Origin of the sequence: Vibrio sp. SBT000027 (assembly GCF_963894355.1) — a bacterium.
Classification (GTDB): Bacteria; Pseudomonadota; Gammaproteobacteria; order Enterobacterales; family Vibrionaceae; genus Vibrio; species Vibrio splendidus.
The window spans coordinates 694491-711767 of sequence record NZ_CAWQGD010000001.1 but is presented as its reverse complement, the minus strand read 5'-3'; the positions used below and the strand labels follow the sequence as shown (position 1 = coordinate 711767).

Annotated in this window: 16 protein-coding genes; 8 read left to right on the top strand and 8 right to left on the bottom strand. The window is 43.3% G+C overall.

Features of this window, described 5'->3' with window-relative positions; genetic code table 11:
* The first annotated feature begins 1 nt into the window (after position 1).
* On the top strand, positions 2–619 hold the full coding sequence (locus AACU28_RS03015) for a glutaredoxin domain-containing protein (protein WP_121602309.1): 618 nt from the start codon (positions 2–4) through the stop codon (positions 617–619).
* Positions 620–776: 157 nt separating this feature from the next.
* On the opposite strand, the gene AACU28_RS03010 is transcribed toward AACU28_RS03015, so the two are convergent.
* The 3 genes from AACU28_RS03010 to AACU28_RS03000 form a co-directional block, all read right to left on the bottom strand.
* Entirely contained in the window at positions 777–911 is a 135-nt protein-coding gene (locus AACU28_RS03010) for a hypothetical protein (RefSeq protein WP_004731825.1), read from the bottom strand.
* A 337-nt stretch (positions 912–1248) separates the two neighbouring features.
* The gene (locus tag AACU28_RS03005; protein ID WP_004731829.1) at positions 1249–1599 is read right to left on the bottom strand and encodes a hypothetical protein; all 351 of its coding nucleotides are present in this window, start codon (positions 1597–1599) and stop codon (positions 1249–1251) included.
* A 122-nt stretch (positions 1600–1721) separates the two neighbouring features.
* Positions 1722–2927 (bottom strand): multidrug effflux MFS transporter, encoded by a 1206-nt coding sequence (locus AACU28_RS03000; RefSeq protein ID WP_121602308.1) that lies wholly within the window; start codon positions 2925–2927, stop codon positions 1722–1724.
* Positions 2928–3035: 108 nt separating this feature from the next.
* Between AACU28_RS03000 and AACU28_RS02995 the strand changes: the two genes are divergently transcribed.
* Positions 3036–3932 carry a LysR family transcriptional regulator gene (locus AACU28_RS02995; RefSeq protein WP_108175538.1) on the top strand — a complete coding sequence of 299 codons (897 nt, stop codon included), beginning with the start codon at positions 3036–3038 and terminating at the stop codon, positions 3930–3932.
* A gap of 131 nt (positions 3933–4063) precedes the next feature.
* Positions 4064–5902 (top strand): putative bifunctional diguanylate cyclase/phosphodiesterase, encoded by a 1839-nt coding sequence (locus AACU28_RS02990; RefSeq protein ID WP_121602307.1) that lies wholly within the window; start codon positions 4064–4066, stop codon positions 5900–5902.
* 122 nt (positions 5903–6024) lie between these two features.
* Here AACU28_RS02990 and AACU28_RS02985 read toward each other — a convergent pair whose 3' ends face one another.
* The 3 genes from AACU28_RS02985 to AACU28_RS02975 form a co-directional block, all read right to left on the bottom strand.
* Positions 6025–7317, bottom strand: coding sequence for a peptidoglycan DD-metalloendopeptidase family protein (locus AACU28_RS02985; RefSeq protein ID WP_017077403.1), 1293 nt, complete (start codon positions 7315–7317; stop codon positions 6025–6027).
* Positions 7318–7548: 231 nt separating this feature from the next.
* Positions 7549–7848, bottom strand: coding sequence for an isoamylase early set domain-containing protein (locus AACU28_RS02980; protein ID WP_009845720.1), 300 nt, complete (start codon positions 7846–7848; stop codon positions 7549–7551).
* Between the two features lie 126 nt (positions 7849–7974).
* The gene (locus AACU28_RS02975) at positions 7975–8628 is read right to left on the bottom strand and encodes a hypothetical protein (RefSeq protein ID WP_065207010.1); all 654 of its coding nucleotides are present in this window, start codon (positions 8626–8628) and stop codon (positions 7975–7977) included.
* 32 nt (positions 8629–8660) lie between these two features.
* Here AACU28_RS02975 and AACU28_RS02970 point away from each other — a divergent pair, with 32 nt between their 5' ends.
* The 4 genes from AACU28_RS02970 to AACU28_RS02955 all read left to right on the top strand — a co-directional run bounded on the left by AACU28_RS02970 (position 8661) and on the right by AACU28_RS02955 (position 13897).
* Positions 8661–9143: a GFA family protein gene (locus AACU28_RS02970; protein WP_017077401.1), complete on the top strand. Its 483-nt coding sequence runs from the start codon at positions 8661–8663 to the stop codon at positions 9141–9143.
* Positions 9144–9293: 150 nt separating this feature from the next.
* Positions 9294–9968 (top strand): YoaK family protein, encoded by a 675-nt coding sequence (locus tag AACU28_RS02965; RefSeq protein ID WP_004731845.1) that lies wholly within the window; start codon positions 9294–9296, stop codon positions 9966–9968.
* A 229-nt stretch (positions 9969–10197) separates the two neighbouring features.
* Positions 10198–11568, top strand: a complete 1371-nt coding sequence (locus AACU28_RS02960; RefSeq protein WP_004731847.1) for a YjiH family protein — start codon at positions 10198–10200, stop codon at positions 11566–11568.
* A gap of 457 nt (positions 11569–12025) precedes the next feature.
* On the top strand, positions 12026–13897 hold the full coding sequence (locus AACU28_RS02955) for a methyl-accepting chemotaxis protein (protein WP_017081913.1): 1872 nt from the start codon (positions 12026–12028) through the stop codon (positions 13895–13897).
* Between the two features lie 147 nt (positions 13898–14044).
* On the opposite strand, the gene AACU28_RS02950 is transcribed toward AACU28_RS02955, so the two are convergent.
* Positions 14045–15451, bottom strand: coding sequence for an alpha-amylase family glycosyl hydrolase (locus tag AACU28_RS02950; RefSeq protein ID WP_108093424.1), 1407 nt, complete (start codon positions 15449–15451; stop codon positions 14045–14047).
* A 283-nt stretch (positions 15452–15734) separates the two neighbouring features.
* Positions 15735–16013 carry a peptidylprolyl isomerase PpiC gene (gene ppiC, locus AACU28_RS02945; protein WP_004731852.1) on the bottom strand — a complete coding sequence of 93 codons (279 nt, stop codon included), beginning with the start codon at positions 16011–16013 and terminating at the stop codon, positions 15735–15737.
* A 283-nt stretch (positions 16014–16296) separates the two neighbouring features.
* On the opposite strand from ppiC, the gene AACU28_RS02940 reads away from it, so the two are divergent.
* The gene (locus AACU28_RS02940; protein ID WP_017077393.1) at positions 16297–17211 is read left to right on the top strand and encodes a chemotaxis protein; all 915 of its coding nucleotides are present in this window, start codon (positions 16297–16299) and stop codon (positions 17209–17211) included.
* The last annotated feature ends 66 nt before the right edge of the window (positions 17212–17277 follow it).

Genomic DNA, 17277 nt, shown 5'->3' with positions numbered 1-17277 from the left:
CATGAAGAAACCAGTCAAGATTACACTATACCGTTGGGCAGGCAGCTGGGGTCCATTTAAAGTTAATATCCCATGTGGGGAATGTACCCTTACCAAAGACATTCTTAAGGATACTTTTGAGAATGAGTTATCAGATGTCGATGTCGAACTGGAAGTGAAAGATTGGTTGTCTCACTGGTGGGAGCCTCTAAAACTGGGCTCTTGGCATGCTCCAATCCTTGTTGTTGAAGGCAAGGTTGTAAGCCAAGGCGAAGCGCTTAACCGCGGTGTGTTAGTTCAATCCGTGATCAAAGAGTGGACCAAACGCGACAGCCTAAAAGGCAACATCGTTTATGGTAAAGCGACCTGCCCATTCTGTGTTAAGGCAATGAAAATGCTTGATGAAGCGGGTGTTGAATACCAATACCACGATGTCGTAAAAGACAGCGCAGCTTTGTATCGCATGATTCCTGAGGTCAAAGCGCACATTGGTGAAAAAACACCAGTAACCGTTCCTCAGATCTGGCTCGATGGTAAATACATCGGTGGAGCAGACAACTTAGAAGCATGGATGAAAGAAAATGGTTTAGATACCATTCCAAATAACGTTGTCGACCTGTCCAACCAATCGGCAGGCTAAACTCACACTGAGTTACAAATCCGATCGTGAATTAATCAGTGTTTTTTTGTGTCCATCCACAACAAAACGAGCGATGACCTTCATTAATCGCTAAAACGAAAAAGGCCTTAAACTTCATCGAGTTTAAGGCCTTTTTAAATTCCGTTTTTGAAAATGCTTATTTCGCCATTTTCTTCATCATTCGCTTAAAGAATGATGCTTTTTTTGGCTTTGGCTTGCCATACAATGCTTCGTGCATCATGTTTTTTGCTACCATTTGACCAAGGTATGCGTGGCCTAGTTCGTAATTCATGCTTATCTCCGCACATAATCGATTTTCTTATGCGCGGATTCTACACTTAAAGCGGTCAAAAACAAGATCTAAATCACACTTTAGTGCAAGAATATCATTATATTGCAACGTCCGTATTCTTGTCTCTGCGTAAATCAGCATTGTATCGTTATATCAATGAGTTAATGTTAAGTCCGTCTAACCTTGATTCACCATACCCATTTGCAATCCAAGATATTGGTTTAGACATTCATAAAAAAAGCAGCTCAAGAGAGCTGCTTTTTAAATACTTAGCTTAGAAACACTGACCTTAAAAAGGGCATTATTCGCTAATGCCTAATAGTCAGTAACTTAAACACTAGCTACGCTTTGGCTGTCTGTAAGTTTTACCCGCAATTTGGTATGTGTCTTTTTGCTTTAACTCAAACATAGTTTCAAAGAACCAAGCTGCAAATTTGATTAAGTCATCGCCTTCATTCATGACATGTTCGATGTACTCTTGCTCTTCGCCTTGTTCATTTTCTTGAAGCGTCACGTGGTAAATACGCTTTTCGCCTTCTACTTCAGCTAGCGCAAATTGACCTGTTAGTGATCCAGCAGCCTCAGCGACTTCTGTATCCTCATTGGATTTCAATAGCTCAAGCGCTTGAGGCAGGCCATCTAGTGCGCAGATAGCTTTTACCAGTACTTCAAATTCATTTTGCTGCATGTTTATTACCTATTAAATGGACGCAGGTATTGTAGAAAACCATCCATACAAATACAACGTATTAACGACTGTACGCTGAACTATAGCGAGCTAATTGCTTAACTGTACTCTACTTCAGCTGTTTAACTGTATTCTACTTCGGTAGCTACGACTTTCTTATTCATTTTGGTTGAAGACCAAAGTATTGTGCCCATGCAAGCACCAATAATCAGATAGAACACGCCAAGTTGTAGGTGAGTTGTCACCCAACTTTCCACCAAATATCCTCCTAACAAGCCCGCCAAGCACATCTGAATTGAGCCTGACAATGCCGACACTGCGCCCGCTTGCTTCTTATGAGGTTCTAGCAACATACTGATCGATAGAGGGAACGAGATACCTTGCGCTATCGCCAACCAAGTAAACGCCCAAACTAAGTTAAAGATGGATAACTCATGAGTAAGAAGCCAAGTTCCCGACGCCAAAATAATCAAAATCGCAAGGCTCATCAATTGCGGAGTGCTAAACCTACGATTGAGCAAGTTCAAAGCCACGCTACCGATCAGTAAGCCAGCCGAAGGGACTATCATCAATGAGCCATATTCAGCCGCTGTCAGCCCTAACTGCTCTTGCATTAAGAATGGAAACAGCGATAAAGATACCAAACTTGCCATGTAGCTCATCCAGTTATAACTGGCACTGGTCAACACTTGACGGTTAGTCAACAAGCGTCCGTAGTTCTTCACCACTTGGCAGGCATCAAAGCGACTCTTTCCATATGGCAAAGTCTCAGGCAACACAAAGTAACCCAGAGTGAATATTGCCAGTAGATACAGTAGAACAAACAGGAACACCGCCTGCCAACCTAGATGGAATGAGATCCAACCACCAAATACAGGCGCAATGATCGGCATGATCGAAGCAGTGATCGAAATATAAGACAACGCTTTGGTCAGTTGAGGGCCATCATAGCTGTCGCGAAGCACACTTCGTCCGAGAACCGAGGCACTACCCGCCCCTAAACCTTGCAACAAGCGACCAACCTCTAGCGCCGTCATGTTGTCAGAAAATACGACACAAACGACAGTACCAATCAAATAAACACCCTGACCTAACAAGAAGATAGGTCTTCTTCCCACTGCATCAGACATCGGCCCGTAAAATAGCTGAGACAAGCCAAAACCCACAAGAAACAGCGTGACGAGCAGCTGTACATCTACCTGAGTCACACTTAAATCAGAAGCAATTAACGGCAATGATGGCAAGTAGATGCTCACACCCACCTGTCCCGTAGCAATAATCATCATTGCTAAAAGTAACGGCGTTTTTTTAAAGGTCGATTGGCTCAAAAAATTCCCTATTCGTTTGATATTTGTTCATGATATAAGTTTATATTCAAAACCAGTAATTGATAATTAACCAAATTGGAATTTAATTAAGTCCTAACAGGAAATAATATGGATTGGATTCTCAACGTAAAAAGCTACGTTAGAGTGGTAGAAGAAGGCAGTTTCAATGGCGCCGCTCGCAAACTTAACACCACCAGCTCGGCGATCAGCAAAAGAGTAAACTGGCTCGAAGAGCGTATCGGCACTCAACTTTTAAAACGCACCACTCGCTCGATTAACCAAACCGAAGCGGGTGCACTCTTTTACTTACGGGCCAAGGATCAACTCGACAATTGGCAATCAATTATTGATGAGACTCGCTCGGTTAACCAAACCCCGGCAGGCCTCTTAAAGATAGGCGCGACGATTGCTGTTGGCTCTAAGTTTCTGGTGCAATACATGGACGACTTCTTAGAAAAATACCCAGATATTAAGGTGCAGCTGATCACCACAACTCCAGGCCAATTGCCTGAACTCGGCTTGGATCTGGTTATCAGTCGTGAACTGGAACAGCTCAACTCATTAAGCTTCAGGAAAACACCGCTGTTTGAACACAAGGCCAGTTTCTATGCTGCGCCGAGTTATCTTGCCAAACATGGTTATCCCACCAACGAGCAAGACTTAGAACAACACAACTCCTTAATATGGGGCGAGCGCCCTACCCGTGAAGTCACACTCACTAAAGGGCAGCGCATCACTTTGAACGGCAACTTTGCGACCACCAACCCTGAGGCTTTGTTTCACGCGGCGAAACGAGGAATGGGTGTGCTGTTAACCATCAAAGCAATGATCAAAGAGGATCTTAAACAAGGGACATTAGTTCCAGTATTGCCAAATATTACCGCCGACGAAGTGATGGTTTACGCGTACTACCCTAAGCTTGATTACTCACATACGCGAACCAAGTTATTTTTGGACCATTTGAAAGATAGGCTAGATAAAGAGAGAAATAACCAGATTTTGTGAAATAAGTCTCAACTTAATTTGAAAAATGATACAACGCGGCCAATAATAAACTAAGCGCATATAAAAATAGATGCGTACAAACTAAACACACAGGCTTACACGCTGGATCTGGTTAACTAGGGATGGTAGCTATGACTCAACAAACGTACAACAATATGATAGACACTGAGCGTATAGGGCGCTTGCTCAAGTTGGAAGGTATCGACCTTTTGGAATCAGCAGTGCTTACTCTGCACCAAATGTTCGATACTAAGTACACCACTATCATTGAGAAAAAGTACTTTCCAGACCAAATTGTTCCTTTAGTTATTGCTCATTCTGATCACGTCTTGCATGACAGAATCAACCCTCGTCATGGGCAAATCTATCAGCAAGCCGTGAATCAAAACCACCCTGATTGCTCATTTGCTCAATACGTTGTCAAATCATTACCTACATCTGCCTTTCGGCAAGAGATTACCTCACAGAATTCCATTGCGATTCCTACACGGACTCGAAGCGGTGAAGTCATGGGGGTACTTTTTTCTACGTTTACTTCCCCACTGAGCAATGCTCAGCAACAAGAAGCGATTAAACATCATCAACTTTTTTCGGATATCATCATCCACACCCTGCGTGAGATGTGGTTCAACGATCGCTCTGAGCAACTGGTCAATCAACTCAGCTATGAAGTATCACACGATAGCTTAACAGGTCTACTTAACCGTAGTTGCTTATCTGATACGCTAGAATCAATCACTCAGCAAAACTCAACACCGTTCACGTTAGCAATACTGGACATTAATAGTTTTAAAGCGATTAACGATCTTCACGGCAACTATGTTGGAGACAAGGTACTGCAACATCTGGCTGAGATTTTGAGACGAACACTTCCAGAAAATAACCTCACCTTTAGAACGGCAGGAAATGAATTCGCCTTCATCACCTATTACGCCGACCCAACCGCTATTTGTGAACAAATCGTCGCCAAAGTAAAGCAGGGGTATAACAGTATTGATCTTAGGATCGATTTTGATATCAGCATAGGCATCGCAGGATCAGCCGGAGATAGCAAAGACGTAGAGCAAATCATCTTCAACACCAGCTTGGCGTTGAAAGAATGTAAGCAATATTCGGGTACCCATATCAAGTGCTATGACACCCACTTAAGAGCTCGATATCAGAGAAAGACCGAGTTAATTGCGGCCTTGAGAAATGAACTTGAAAACTCTATCTCGCTGAATAGCGGAATGTATGTTGTGGCTCAGCCGATTGTTGGTCAACAAGACAAACGTTGGAAGTATTTCGAAGTACTCACTCGTTGGAAAACAGAAAAGCACGGCGACATATCCCCAGTTGAGTTTATACAGGTAGCAGAAGAATCCGGACTAATTGTCGAGCTGGGTGAACGCATTATCGAACTGGTATGCCGAGCTAAAACGACATTAGAACAAGGCTTAGGATACAAGGTTAAGCTCGGAATAAACTGTTCCGCCCATGAGCTTACCGACTCTAAGCGTTACATTTCCTACCTCACTCGGACCATTGAACAGCATCACTTTAAGGCTGATGAGTTTGTTATTGAGCTGACCGAAACAGTATTGCTATCTCCAACTCAAGACACCAAAGACGCACTCAACTTTTTGCGAGAACAAGGCTTTACGATTGCGCTAGACGATTTCGGCACCGGTTACTCTAGCTTGAATTACATTCACAGCTATCCGATTGACTGCATTAAAATTGATGCCATTTTCATTCAAAATTTACTCACCAATTCGACATCAGAGAGCGTTGTTTGGTTGATCATCCAGCTTGCTCATCGACTCAACGTATCACTTGTCGCAGAGGGTGTGGAAAAGCGTGAACAGCTAAAGAAACTTCACGATATGGGGTGCGACAAGATCCAAGGATACCTATACTCGCCTCCTATGCGACCTGAAGCTATCGTGAGTTTAGTGACTCATTCAGAAGCACTCATTCAAAGCCCATAAAAATTAAAAATATAAAGCAGTAGCCAGACCAAAATCTAAAAAGCCGCGAAGCATGACTAAATACTTAAATATTTAGAAAAGCTCTCGCGGCTTGATTAATCGGCCTAATTTAGAGAAATCTATTAACTGTTATTAGATTGTGCTTCTAAAGCTACCTTTAACAGCTTATCAGCTTCATCTCTTGACGCTACGAACGTCGCTTTTTCCTTTTTAGGCACTGAATCAGCCATCGGAATATTCGCTGTCATCGCGTTCACAGGACGACCACGTTCGATTAACTCATAATGCAAGTGTGCACCCGTCACTCGGCCCGTTTTACCTGACAAGCCAATACGCTGACCACGAGATACCGTTTGTCCTTTACGAACTAAGATCTTACTCAAATGGAGATAACGTGTTTTGTAAGTGCTACCGTGCTGAATAACCACGTAGTTACCGGCGTATGGGTGCTTACGGGTCATGATCACTTTACCATCACCCGTCGCTTGAACTGGCGTACCAATTGGCGTCGCGAAATCTGTACCGTTGTGAGGTGAGACTCGCCCTGTCACAGGGTGTAAGCGCTTAGGATTAAACTGAGAACTCTGACGCCATCCACTGCTCACAGGGTAACGTTGGAAAGCACGTTGTAAGCTATCGCCATTGGCATCGTAATATTGCCCATCAGTGTGTAAGTACGCAGAAACAACACGATTACGATTCATGATCTTAATCGCTTCGATTTCACGCTTTCCGGTTGCGACACCATCAACAAATTGCGCTTTCTGAAGCACTTCAAACTGATCGCCAGCACGCAGGTCGCGGCTAAAGTTCAGCTTATCTTTAAGAAGCGTCACAATATGGTCAATCTCAAGACTATTCAGGCCAACCTTGTTCGCCGACATAGAGAAACTGCCGTGAATATCACCCACTAAAGGCTTTTGCTTCCATTCACCAGGAATAGAAATGTCTTCAAATTCATAGCTGCCATCTTCAAGTCGTCGGTAAACCGCTTTATCCGCAACACTAAATTGAATTTCCATTTTGGAAAGATTGCCCGTCGCCTCATCACGCCAAAAACGTAATGTATTGCCAGGACGAAGTGTGTCTAGGGCAAGGAAGTTTAAATCGGTTTCCATCACGCTCATCATCGATTTATAAGAAAATCCAAGTTGAGTGAAGATGCTACTCAAGTTATCGCCCGTTTGAATTTGATACTCAAACGTCGGCGGTTCGATAATCGCGACAGAAGAAGGTGATAGGATTGACTCAATAACGGTTGAGTCGGGTAAATCAAGATCGATCGTTTTCGTCAGATCCGATTCTGAAGATTGCAAAGCAATACCAAACGCTGCAATAAGTGGCAGTCCTAAAATAGCTACTTTTTTTACAGGTGAAAGCTCAGCAAACGGAGAGGAAAATATTTTTGAATACACGGTAAACAGGTCTTTCTACGATATAAAGGCATAGGATATGCTTTTCAAACGCATAAATCATCATTGCATTGTCATAATATGATGTGAATCTGCCCAATTTAGACTAAGTCATTGAGTTACCGTAAGTGGAAACCCGCTTCACGATTAATAATATTAACCGCCAAATAAAAAAATAAAAAAGCAGAAACGGCTAGTTTCTGCTTTCTATTGGTTCACGCTACTTCATCTCGATTAAGCGTTAACCGTCGATACCAAGCAATTGTCTTCACCAAACTCATTCGGGATATAACGATCAGCATTCGCATCGTTCACCCATTGTTGGTCATCTACTAGATAGCGGAATTGAAACTCGCCATCTTTAGGCAGGCGAGTTTTAAATTTGTAAACCTTCCCTTTGGCCAGTTTTTTCATTGGGGTGGCTTTCCAATCAAGAAAGTCAGCAACGATGGATACAGAGTTCGCTTCTTGAGCTTCTAGCTCGAAGGTCACTTCAACTTCATCTTTCGTCTTAAAAAAACGTTTATTAATCATTCGCAAGCTCCATTTGTAAAAATAGGCAGACACCAAGCATAAGGAGTGTCTAAATTTCATTCATCTAATTAAGATAATATGTAATTTAGCTCACATAAACAACAGATCCTTGCATTAACGAAAACGTTATTGCTTACCAATTGATTGCGTATCAAAAGAAAAGCTCATTAACACCTTTTCAGAAGGGGATTCTGCAAAGGATTGTTCCGCAGAATGCTGAGTAAAGCCGATAAAACCTTCCCCTGTTTGTTTGCTAGCGGATTGTAAATCTTGCTGCTGAGCGACCTCTAAAGTCTGAATTTGCACTCTATCGCCTAGAAAAAGCTGGTCGACTAGCACGACACGGCTTCGCTGCTGGTCATGTTTAAACAAGCCAAGATAATAGAACACGCCACTGCCTTGGTTAGATACCCACATCGGTGCGACAAAGAAACTCGCCTTGCCCAACGTGACGGCTGAAAGGTTGTTGGTGTCTACCGTTACCACACCACGCTCAACACCCGAGTCATAGCGTCCAAAGGCTATAGCTCTAGGTTCATCGACTTCATTAATAAAAGCGTACGCGTTGGTTTCGGGTACTTTAATTGTCCATGGGTTGGTCGTCTTCAAATCAAAAACGGTTTCTACAACAGGGTCATAACTTACTTGAGAAGAAGGAAACTTCGCCAAGATCTCTTCGTCACTTAAGCTAAAGCGATAAATACCCGCCAGTATCACCACAACCAGCATGACAATTGGAATCAGTAAAATCAGAGGTATAGGTAAGATTTTCTTTTTCATGAGCAATTATATTCTTTTGTTTTCATCCAGTTGTGCAGACCATAAAGGGCTTTAGTATAATTATCAATACAGGGTTAACCAGAAGTGGAGCATGGATGGATATCAATCATATTAAAGATAGAAATATCAGAAGTTGCGAATGCCGCTGTGGAGCAGTCAACCTAGTATGCAGAGGCGAGCCTCAACGAACCTCTGTATGCCATTGCTATGAATGTCAGAAACGCACCGGTAGTGTGTTTGGTGTTCAGGCTCGATTCCCAATAGAACAAGTCACATTAAACGGAGAAGTCACCTCTTTCTCACGCATCAGTGATACGGGCAGTGAAGTGACCTATCAGTTTTGCCCTAAGTGTGGCACCACCATGCTCTTACAATCTGTTGCTGCTGCCGATTTTTATATCGTCCCGCTCGGATTATTTAAAGAGCAAGACTTTCCGCTACCGAGCTTTTCAGTCTACGAAGAACGCAAACACGGCTGGGTCAAATTTGACCATCAAATGAGTCACTACAACTAGCCTGTTACTGACCTTTATCTCGATAAAGCAACAGCATTAGAACAAACTGCAATACTGTTGCCTAAGATCAAATATCAACGCACCACAGCGCTAGCGTATCTTTTCGCTAGCGTTATAATCTGCTCCTCTTTTTAACCCAGGGTGAACCACATGATTTCTAAGCTACCTCGCTGGGTTGAATACGGCGCTTTGCTGCTAGCAGGCCTTGCTGGCAGCGTTAATGCGATTGGCTTACTCGGCTTTCAGCATCAAGCGATCTCCCACATTTCAGGCACCATGTCTTTATTAGGCAGTAGCCTGCTCACACCAACTTCGGCTTCTTTACATCTTTTACTGATTATCATGAGCTTTATGTTAGGTGCAGCCTTCAGCGGGTTCTTTATTGAGAATCAAGCACTGAAGTTAGGGCGTCGTTACGGCGTTGCTCTGTGTATTGAAGGTGGGCTGCTATTTTTAGCACTTTGGGCACTGTTACAGGGCTACACTTCAGGTCAATACTTCGCTTCAGCAGCCTGTGGTTTGCAGAACGCGATGATAACGACTTACAGCGGTGCGATCATTCGAACAACGCACATGAGCGGGATCATCACGGATCTTGGGATCATGATTGGTGCTCGCTTAAAGGGGATGCCTTTTGACCGTCGTAAAGCCAAACTGCTGATGTTCATTGTGGTTGGCTTTCTGTTTGGTGGTTTAAGCGGTGCTTGTCTGTTCCAGCGCTTTGAAATTTTGGCGCTGGCTTTCCCTGCCTCTTTCGCCTTCATTATCGCATTTAGCTACTGGCTCTACCTGACCTATCGAACTGAAACTCCAGTCAATTTATAAATATCTGGCAATATATCTTCAAGTTACGTAACATCCGCAACACTTTATTCTAAACTCTTAATGAGTTGCAGAATAACCAGTGTGAATAGTTAGCGATATTTGATGAATAGTATTGCAAGCACTATCAATACTGGGTAATCTTGCAGCCAATGAGAAAATACGGATGTTTAGAGAATAAAAACGCCAAGGATGTGGCTTTTTTACATGTAGAAATACGAGAACAATTAACATGTCTAACAACACGAATACTGCTCAACCAGAGAAATCTAAAGGCAGTTTCTGGGTTTTCTTAATCCCATCTCTGATTGGTTTATTCCTTTTCATGGCACCAATCAGCTACCAAGGTGATCTAACGATCCCTGTCGCTATTCTAGCTAAATCAATTCAAGCGGTTTTCGGTGAGTCTCTAGTTGCTATTATCACTGCAATCGTTGCCTTCATGTCTGTAGCTTCCGTTTTAAGCACCATTTTCAAGCCTGCATTCATTACATCGAACTCATTTTTGAACGGCCTTTTCAATCCATCTCCACTGTGGTTGTTGGTTCGTCTGATCGGTGGTGCTGCAGCATTCATGGCTTTCTTCCAAGTAGGCCCTGAGTTTATCTGGGAAGAAAACACTGGTGGCTTAGTCCTAGAAGGGCTACTTCCAACACTGTTCTCAGTATTTATCTTTGCAGGTTTACTACTGCCACTGCTGCTTAACTTTGGTCTGCTAGAACTATTCGGCACTTTGCTAAGTAAAGTGATGCGTCCAATCTTCAACCTGCCAGGTCGTAGTGCTATCGACTGTATGGCTTCTTGGTTGGGTGACGGCAGCGTTGGTATCCTTCTTACAAGCAAACAGTACGAAAAGAAATTCTACACTCAACGTGAAGCTGCGGTTGTTGGTACGACTTTCTCTGCAGTATCTATCACGTTCAGTCTTGTGGTTATTGCTCAAGTAGAGCTAGAGCACCTATTCCTGCCTTTCTACGCAGCAATCTGTTTAGCGGGTATTGTGGCTGCAGTAATCATCCCTCGCCTTCCGCCATTAAGCATGAAGAAAGACACCTTCATTGATGGCAGCAAGCCTCACAAAGACGCTGACGCGATCCCTGCAGGTCACTCAACATTCTCTTGGGGTCTTGAGCTAGCAGTAAACAAAGCATCACAAGTTAAGTCTGCTAAGTCAGTATTTGCTGAAGGCATCCGTAACGCCGTGGATATGGTATTTGGCGTACTGCCTGTGGTGATGGGCCTTGGTACGATGGCACTGGTTATTGCGGAATACACATCAGTATTCTCATTCCTAGGTCAACCTTTCATTCCATTCCTAGAGCTACTTGGTGTTCCTGAAGCGGTTGCAGCATCTGAAACGATTGTTGTTGGTTTTGCGGATATGTTTATTCCTGCGATTCTTGCCGCTTCTATCGACAACGAGATGACTCGCTTTGTTATTGCAGCAATGTCGGTAACTCAGCTGATCTACATGTCTGAAGTAGGCGCTCTGCTTCTAGGCAGTAAGATTCCAGTGAACATCCTCGAACTGTTTATTATCTTTATTCTGCGTACGTTAATTACACTTCCGGTTATCGCTGGTGTAGCACATCTAATATTCTAAATTAGACCCTACTGATATAGCGTAATTAAGAACTATTTTATAAAGCCTCACTTTTGTGGGGCTTTTTATTGCCAGTAAATACATTCCCTACCCGCTTAAAATACATTCACCTACCTGACAAAAATACAGCCAATATATAAAATTGGCATATCATTTAATTTCATATCTGTTTACCTTCCTTCTCGTCTGAGAATAGAAAACAACACACATAAACGCTAAATTAATACATTCTTAATGCTCTTACACTCCGATTAAACCAATTCTTCAACTCATTGAACCAAATAACAAAAGTAGCAAATATGTAAATAAGTGAATTTTGCATTGTGTGGGTTGTTGTATTTTTGTAGTCTATTTTGTGAAATTAAACTCAAGTAAATTTCAATCTAGTCGATATATATAATTACAAAAATACGATTAACTTTAGTCTTCGCAAAGTCTGTGAGAAGGGGAAAACTCAATGAAATTTAGCCATAAGGTGGTTGCTGCATCATCAGCCTTGCTGCTAGTGACAGTATCATTGCTTTCAATACAACAACTTTACACTGTAAGAAGTGCTGTAGAAAACCACGTCAATGCAAGCCTGAAAGAAATGGTCTCTGGCGTTAAAAATACCGTCGAATCAGAGATGAACGCCAAGAAAGCGTTGGCTCAATCGACGACTGAAGTCATCGAGATCAACCCTGAAGATCGTACTTACGTAAAAGAAATATTAGAAAAGCCAAAGCTTAAAAGCAGCTTCCTAGCGGTTGGCTTTGGTTACGAAGCAAACGGTTTCGTTATTGAAAATGATGACGGTTGGGAAGCGGGTCCTGATTACGATCCACGAATTCGCCCTTGGTACATTGATGCTAAATCCAAAAACAGTTTAGTTGTTACCGCTCCTTATGTGGATGCATCAAGCAAGAAAGTCATCATATCAGTGGGCACTCCCGTTAAAGACAACGGCCGCTTCACGGCAGGTATGTTCTACGACCTAGAATTGACTAACCTTGCGACATTGGTAAACCAAGTGAACTTGTTCGATGCCGGCTACCTATTCCTAGTCACTGCTGACGGTACAACGATTGCTCACCCGAATGCGAAAAACAATGGCGAAATGCTTTCAAGCTACATGCCACAAGCAAGCATTCGTGAAGGCTCTCAAGAAATTGAAGTCGACGGCAAGATGTTCCTAGTGAACTTCACTCACATCCCAAGTGAAGATTGGTACATAGGTGCTATCCTTGATGAAGAGATCGCTTACCAAACCGTTGAAGATTTGAAAAACAGCTCAATGATCTACTCGTTGATTGCGGTTATTCTCAGCATCATTGCACTGACTGTTTTGATTCGTGTGTTAATGCGTCCACTTGATGTGCTTAACCAAGCAATTCAAGATGTGGCGAGCGGTCAAGGTGACTTAACTAAGCGCCTAGATACCAACACAGACCAAGAGTTCTCTGACCTAGCAAAAGGTTTTAATACCTTTACTGAAAACCTGCAAAACCAAATCATTCAATCAAAAGCGATTGGTGTTGAGATTAAGCGTGGTACTGAAATCACGGTTAAAGGTGCAGGCGAATCAGCAAACGCGATGAACACGCAACTGCAGGAACTAGAGCAATTAGCGACTGCAATGAACGAGATGGCAGTGACTGCAACAGAAGTAGCAAACAACGCTCAAGGCGCAGCAGCGGCAGCCCGTGAAGCAGACGAAGCAACGCTAGACGGCACATCTGTCGTAAGTGACACCACTCAAGCGATTGATAACCTTTCAGCTCGTATCGACCAAGCGGTTGCAGAAGTACAAGTACTGGAATCAGCAACAGCCAACATCGAAACGATTCTTAAAGTAATCAACGATATTGCAGACCAAACTAACCTACTCGCATTGAACGCAGCGATTGAAGCGGCGCGTGCTGGTGAATCAGGCCGTGGTTTCGCAGTCGTAGCCGACGAAGTTCGAACTCTGGCACAACGTACTCAAGAATCGACCACTGAAATCCGCAACATGATCGAGCAACTCCAAGCGGGTGCAAGCTCAGTATCGAACGCGATGAACCAAAGTAAAGACACAGCCACTGACGCCGTTGAACGTGCTCAGCAAGCAAACTCTTCACTTGACCGCATCCGTGACGCGATTCAGCGTATCTCTGATATGAATATTCAGATTGCTTCAGCAGCAGAAGAGCAGAGCTTAGTAGCGGAAGAGATCAACAACAACACAGTTAAGATCAAAGACCTTTCAACACAAGTATCCAACGCGGCTCAAGAAGCAAACACGGCAATGCAGGTACAAACTGACAATGTTCGCCAACAAGACGAGCTATTGAACAAGTTTACGGTTTAACAGAAATTTGTGTTAATCAGCGCTTAGCTTAACCAACACATAGTTTAATCAGCATTCCGCCAAGAACCTAAAAAACAAAAGACCCGTTTACTAGATGCTAGTAAACGGGTCTTTCTTTTTTCGACTTCTCTTTCTAACCGATCAGACTTAACTCATCACAGGTTCGAACTCATTGGTCGTCAACATCATGCACTGATTAGATTCAACCTGAATGGTTAGCGTCTTATCGACACAATCAAACACTGCACCAGACAACAAATCCGTTACTGTACCAGTCCAAGTCAGTGATGCCGTTTTACTTCGCTTCGACTTGTTGATCACCACAATGCCTTTGTCGCCACGGACAAACACCAGCAAATCATCATTTGCCTCAACCACACGCATCGCTTCGCCATGAACATGGTTATGAAACTGAATCATGTTTTTCATGTAAGGCGCTTGCCAATCGTTAAGCCAACGAGGCTGACCGTTCTGATCCAGAATGCCGCTGGTACTCAGTTCACTGTAAACAAGCGGCACACCGCCGTCTCGACCAAGAATAAAGGCGTGAGCTAACCGCTCGTCAACTTCACCCATTACGTGATCCAAAAATACTTCATTATTTGGAATATCATGAGTGACGGCAAAAGTGATTGCTCGCATATTCGATAACGCCTGACCAAAACAGTAAGGGTTGATCAGAGATTTAAAGCTGCCCTGCTCTTCAAAGGCTTTGAAGATGGTATTGAACAGAGGGAAATCGTAAGCGCCTAAGCGAGTGTGTTTGAGGTAAGGCTCAAGGAACAACTCATACTCTTCTTTGGTCGCACCACCATCAGTAATGATCTCGCCAAAGATGTGCATTTCTTCGCAGATATCATCAGTCCACACCTTGCGTAGATGTGACAGTGTCATGTGTTTCGCTGCGTCTATGCGAAACCCTTTCACGCCAATCTCTTTTAAGGCTTTTAGGTAAGCTCTCTGCTGCGCGACCACATTGTCGTTGTCTAACAGCGTTGGCAAGCCAGGGTCACTAACTCCACCGGTAATACGTCCGTTCTGCACTTCCCAAGTGTCTTTCCAGTTTTTGATACCAAACGCTTCAACAAAGTCGTTTTCATCAAATAAAGGCTTAGAAAGATCGCCAAACAAACGTATGGATTCGTAATAGTCAGCATCTTCTTGATAAGACGCCATGTCTTGCTGATTTGGATACGTTAAATCGCCACGGATACCCGACTCATTGGCCATGTGGTTAAACACGACGTCCACATAGGTACGAAGCCCGTGTTGCTTTAACGTGTTCACCATCGCAGTGAAATCTTGCGTGTCACCCAACTGATTATCAATCACACGGTAATCTTGTGGTTGATAGCGCTGCCACCATTGGGTGCCAGAATCACGGTCGCAACCTTTAGGGCCGCGCAGTGATTTCATTGCCGGTGATACTAAAACAGATTTATAACCCAATTCTTGGATCAGTGGGGCGTTCTTCATTACGTCAGCGTAGCACCAGTCAAAGGCATGCAAAATCACATCTGTCGCTGGGTTGCTTAACATAGCTGAACTATCCATGTTGTTCTCCTACCAAACTTGTTTACAGCTTTCTAGATAAATACAAAGGCTAAAAGGCAAAGCTGCATAAATTTCCTTAAGAATGGTATTTATTATATGAGTTACTCATTAAAAACCCTCCTCCTCCCACCGATTAGTCACGGCGGATAGTCAAGGGCGTAGTGCCAATTATCGCATAACGTCCGGGATGAACACTCAGCCATAGTGCTTTTAAATGCGCAAAAAAGTGACAAAAAAGGAGCGTATATACGCTCCTTTTATTCAATCTAACACATATTTATGACTAAGTTCTGTAAAGAACCTTCACGACGTGCCAGCCAAATTTTGTTTTTACAAGGTGTGGTACTAGCGTCTCGCCAGAGAAACAAACCTTATCAAACTGAGGCACCATTTGACCTTTTTTGAACTCGCCTAGGTCGCCGCCCTTTTTACCAGATGGACACGTTGAATGCTTCTTCGCTAGCGTTTGAAACTTAGCGCCTTTTTTAAGCTGCTTGATAATGTCTTCTGCTACTTCTTTATGCTTCACCAAAATATGAAGCGCTGCTGCTGTTCTTGCCATGATAATTCTCAGTGTGTTGCGGTCAGTTTACTTACGACGGTTGCTTAGAACATCGTTAGTGAACTGACTGTTGTAATTCTGTTTATCGCTAACGACTTGTCGACATAAAACCATCGACAGCGCGCGTTTAGCGTGATTTTAACCCAAGAACTGCCAATCTTCACTCTATAACCGAAAACAACTGCCTTAAAGCCCCTAAAAACCGTATAGTGACTTGCCGATACCCCTGTTTCCCTTTAAATTAATCCTTATAAATTAAGCGCGTATTAAGTAGGAGCCACTTATGGCCAAACCGATCAGTAAAGCGAGTCAGTCACAGGGAATGTTGATGTTCAAATTATCCCTTACTCAAAGTTTTGCGATTGGCACGCTTAAGGTAAGAGAAATAGTGCCTTTTCAGCCGATGACTCAAATCCCATACTCCCATCATCACGTGATTGGTACGGTGACCATCCGCGATCTTACCGTTCCAGTCATTGATATGTCTGCAGCGATTGGCTTTCGACCGATAACACCCGCTGAATACCAAGATTGTGTGCTCATCGTCACCGACTGTTTAAGAACAGTAGTGGCCTTTTTGGTTCGTTCGATTGATAAAATCATTGAATGTGATTGGAAAAGCATTGAATCGCCACCCGCCAGCGTGGGTCGTAATGTGTTTGTGACGGGTATTACGCGTTTTGAAGATCGTATCGTGCAAATGCTCGACGTGGAGTTATTACTTTCTAAGATCTACCCGGCTTATGAAAACGCACATATTCCAATGCTGACCGATGTAGAAAGGGAGCGTCTTAAAGCGCTGAATATCTTATTGGTTGATGACTCTTTAATCGCGCGGAAACAGCTATCAGATGCCTTAGACAGCATCAACATCCCTTACAGCATTTGTAATAACGGCTTAGATGCTATTGACCTAATGCGAGGCGAGGCAGCAAAAGGTACAGCAATTGATCTTCTCGTGAGTGATATTGAGATGCCTGGACTCGATGGCTATGAGCTTGCGTTTGAAGTACAAAATGACAGCGCACTGAGTCATGCCTACTGTATTTTGCATACCTCACTGTCCAGTGAAATCTGTGTCGACCGAGCCAATCAGGTGGGTGCACATGAAGCGCTTGAGAAGTTCAATGCGGGCGAATTAATCGAAGCCATGCTACGCGGCGCAAAAGTCTTAAACGAAGCATCTACGGCTGCTTAGATGCTATTTTGGAAGCTAAACCTAGCATCATGCTTAATGGCTTAGCTTCTTAGCTTCTTAGCTTCT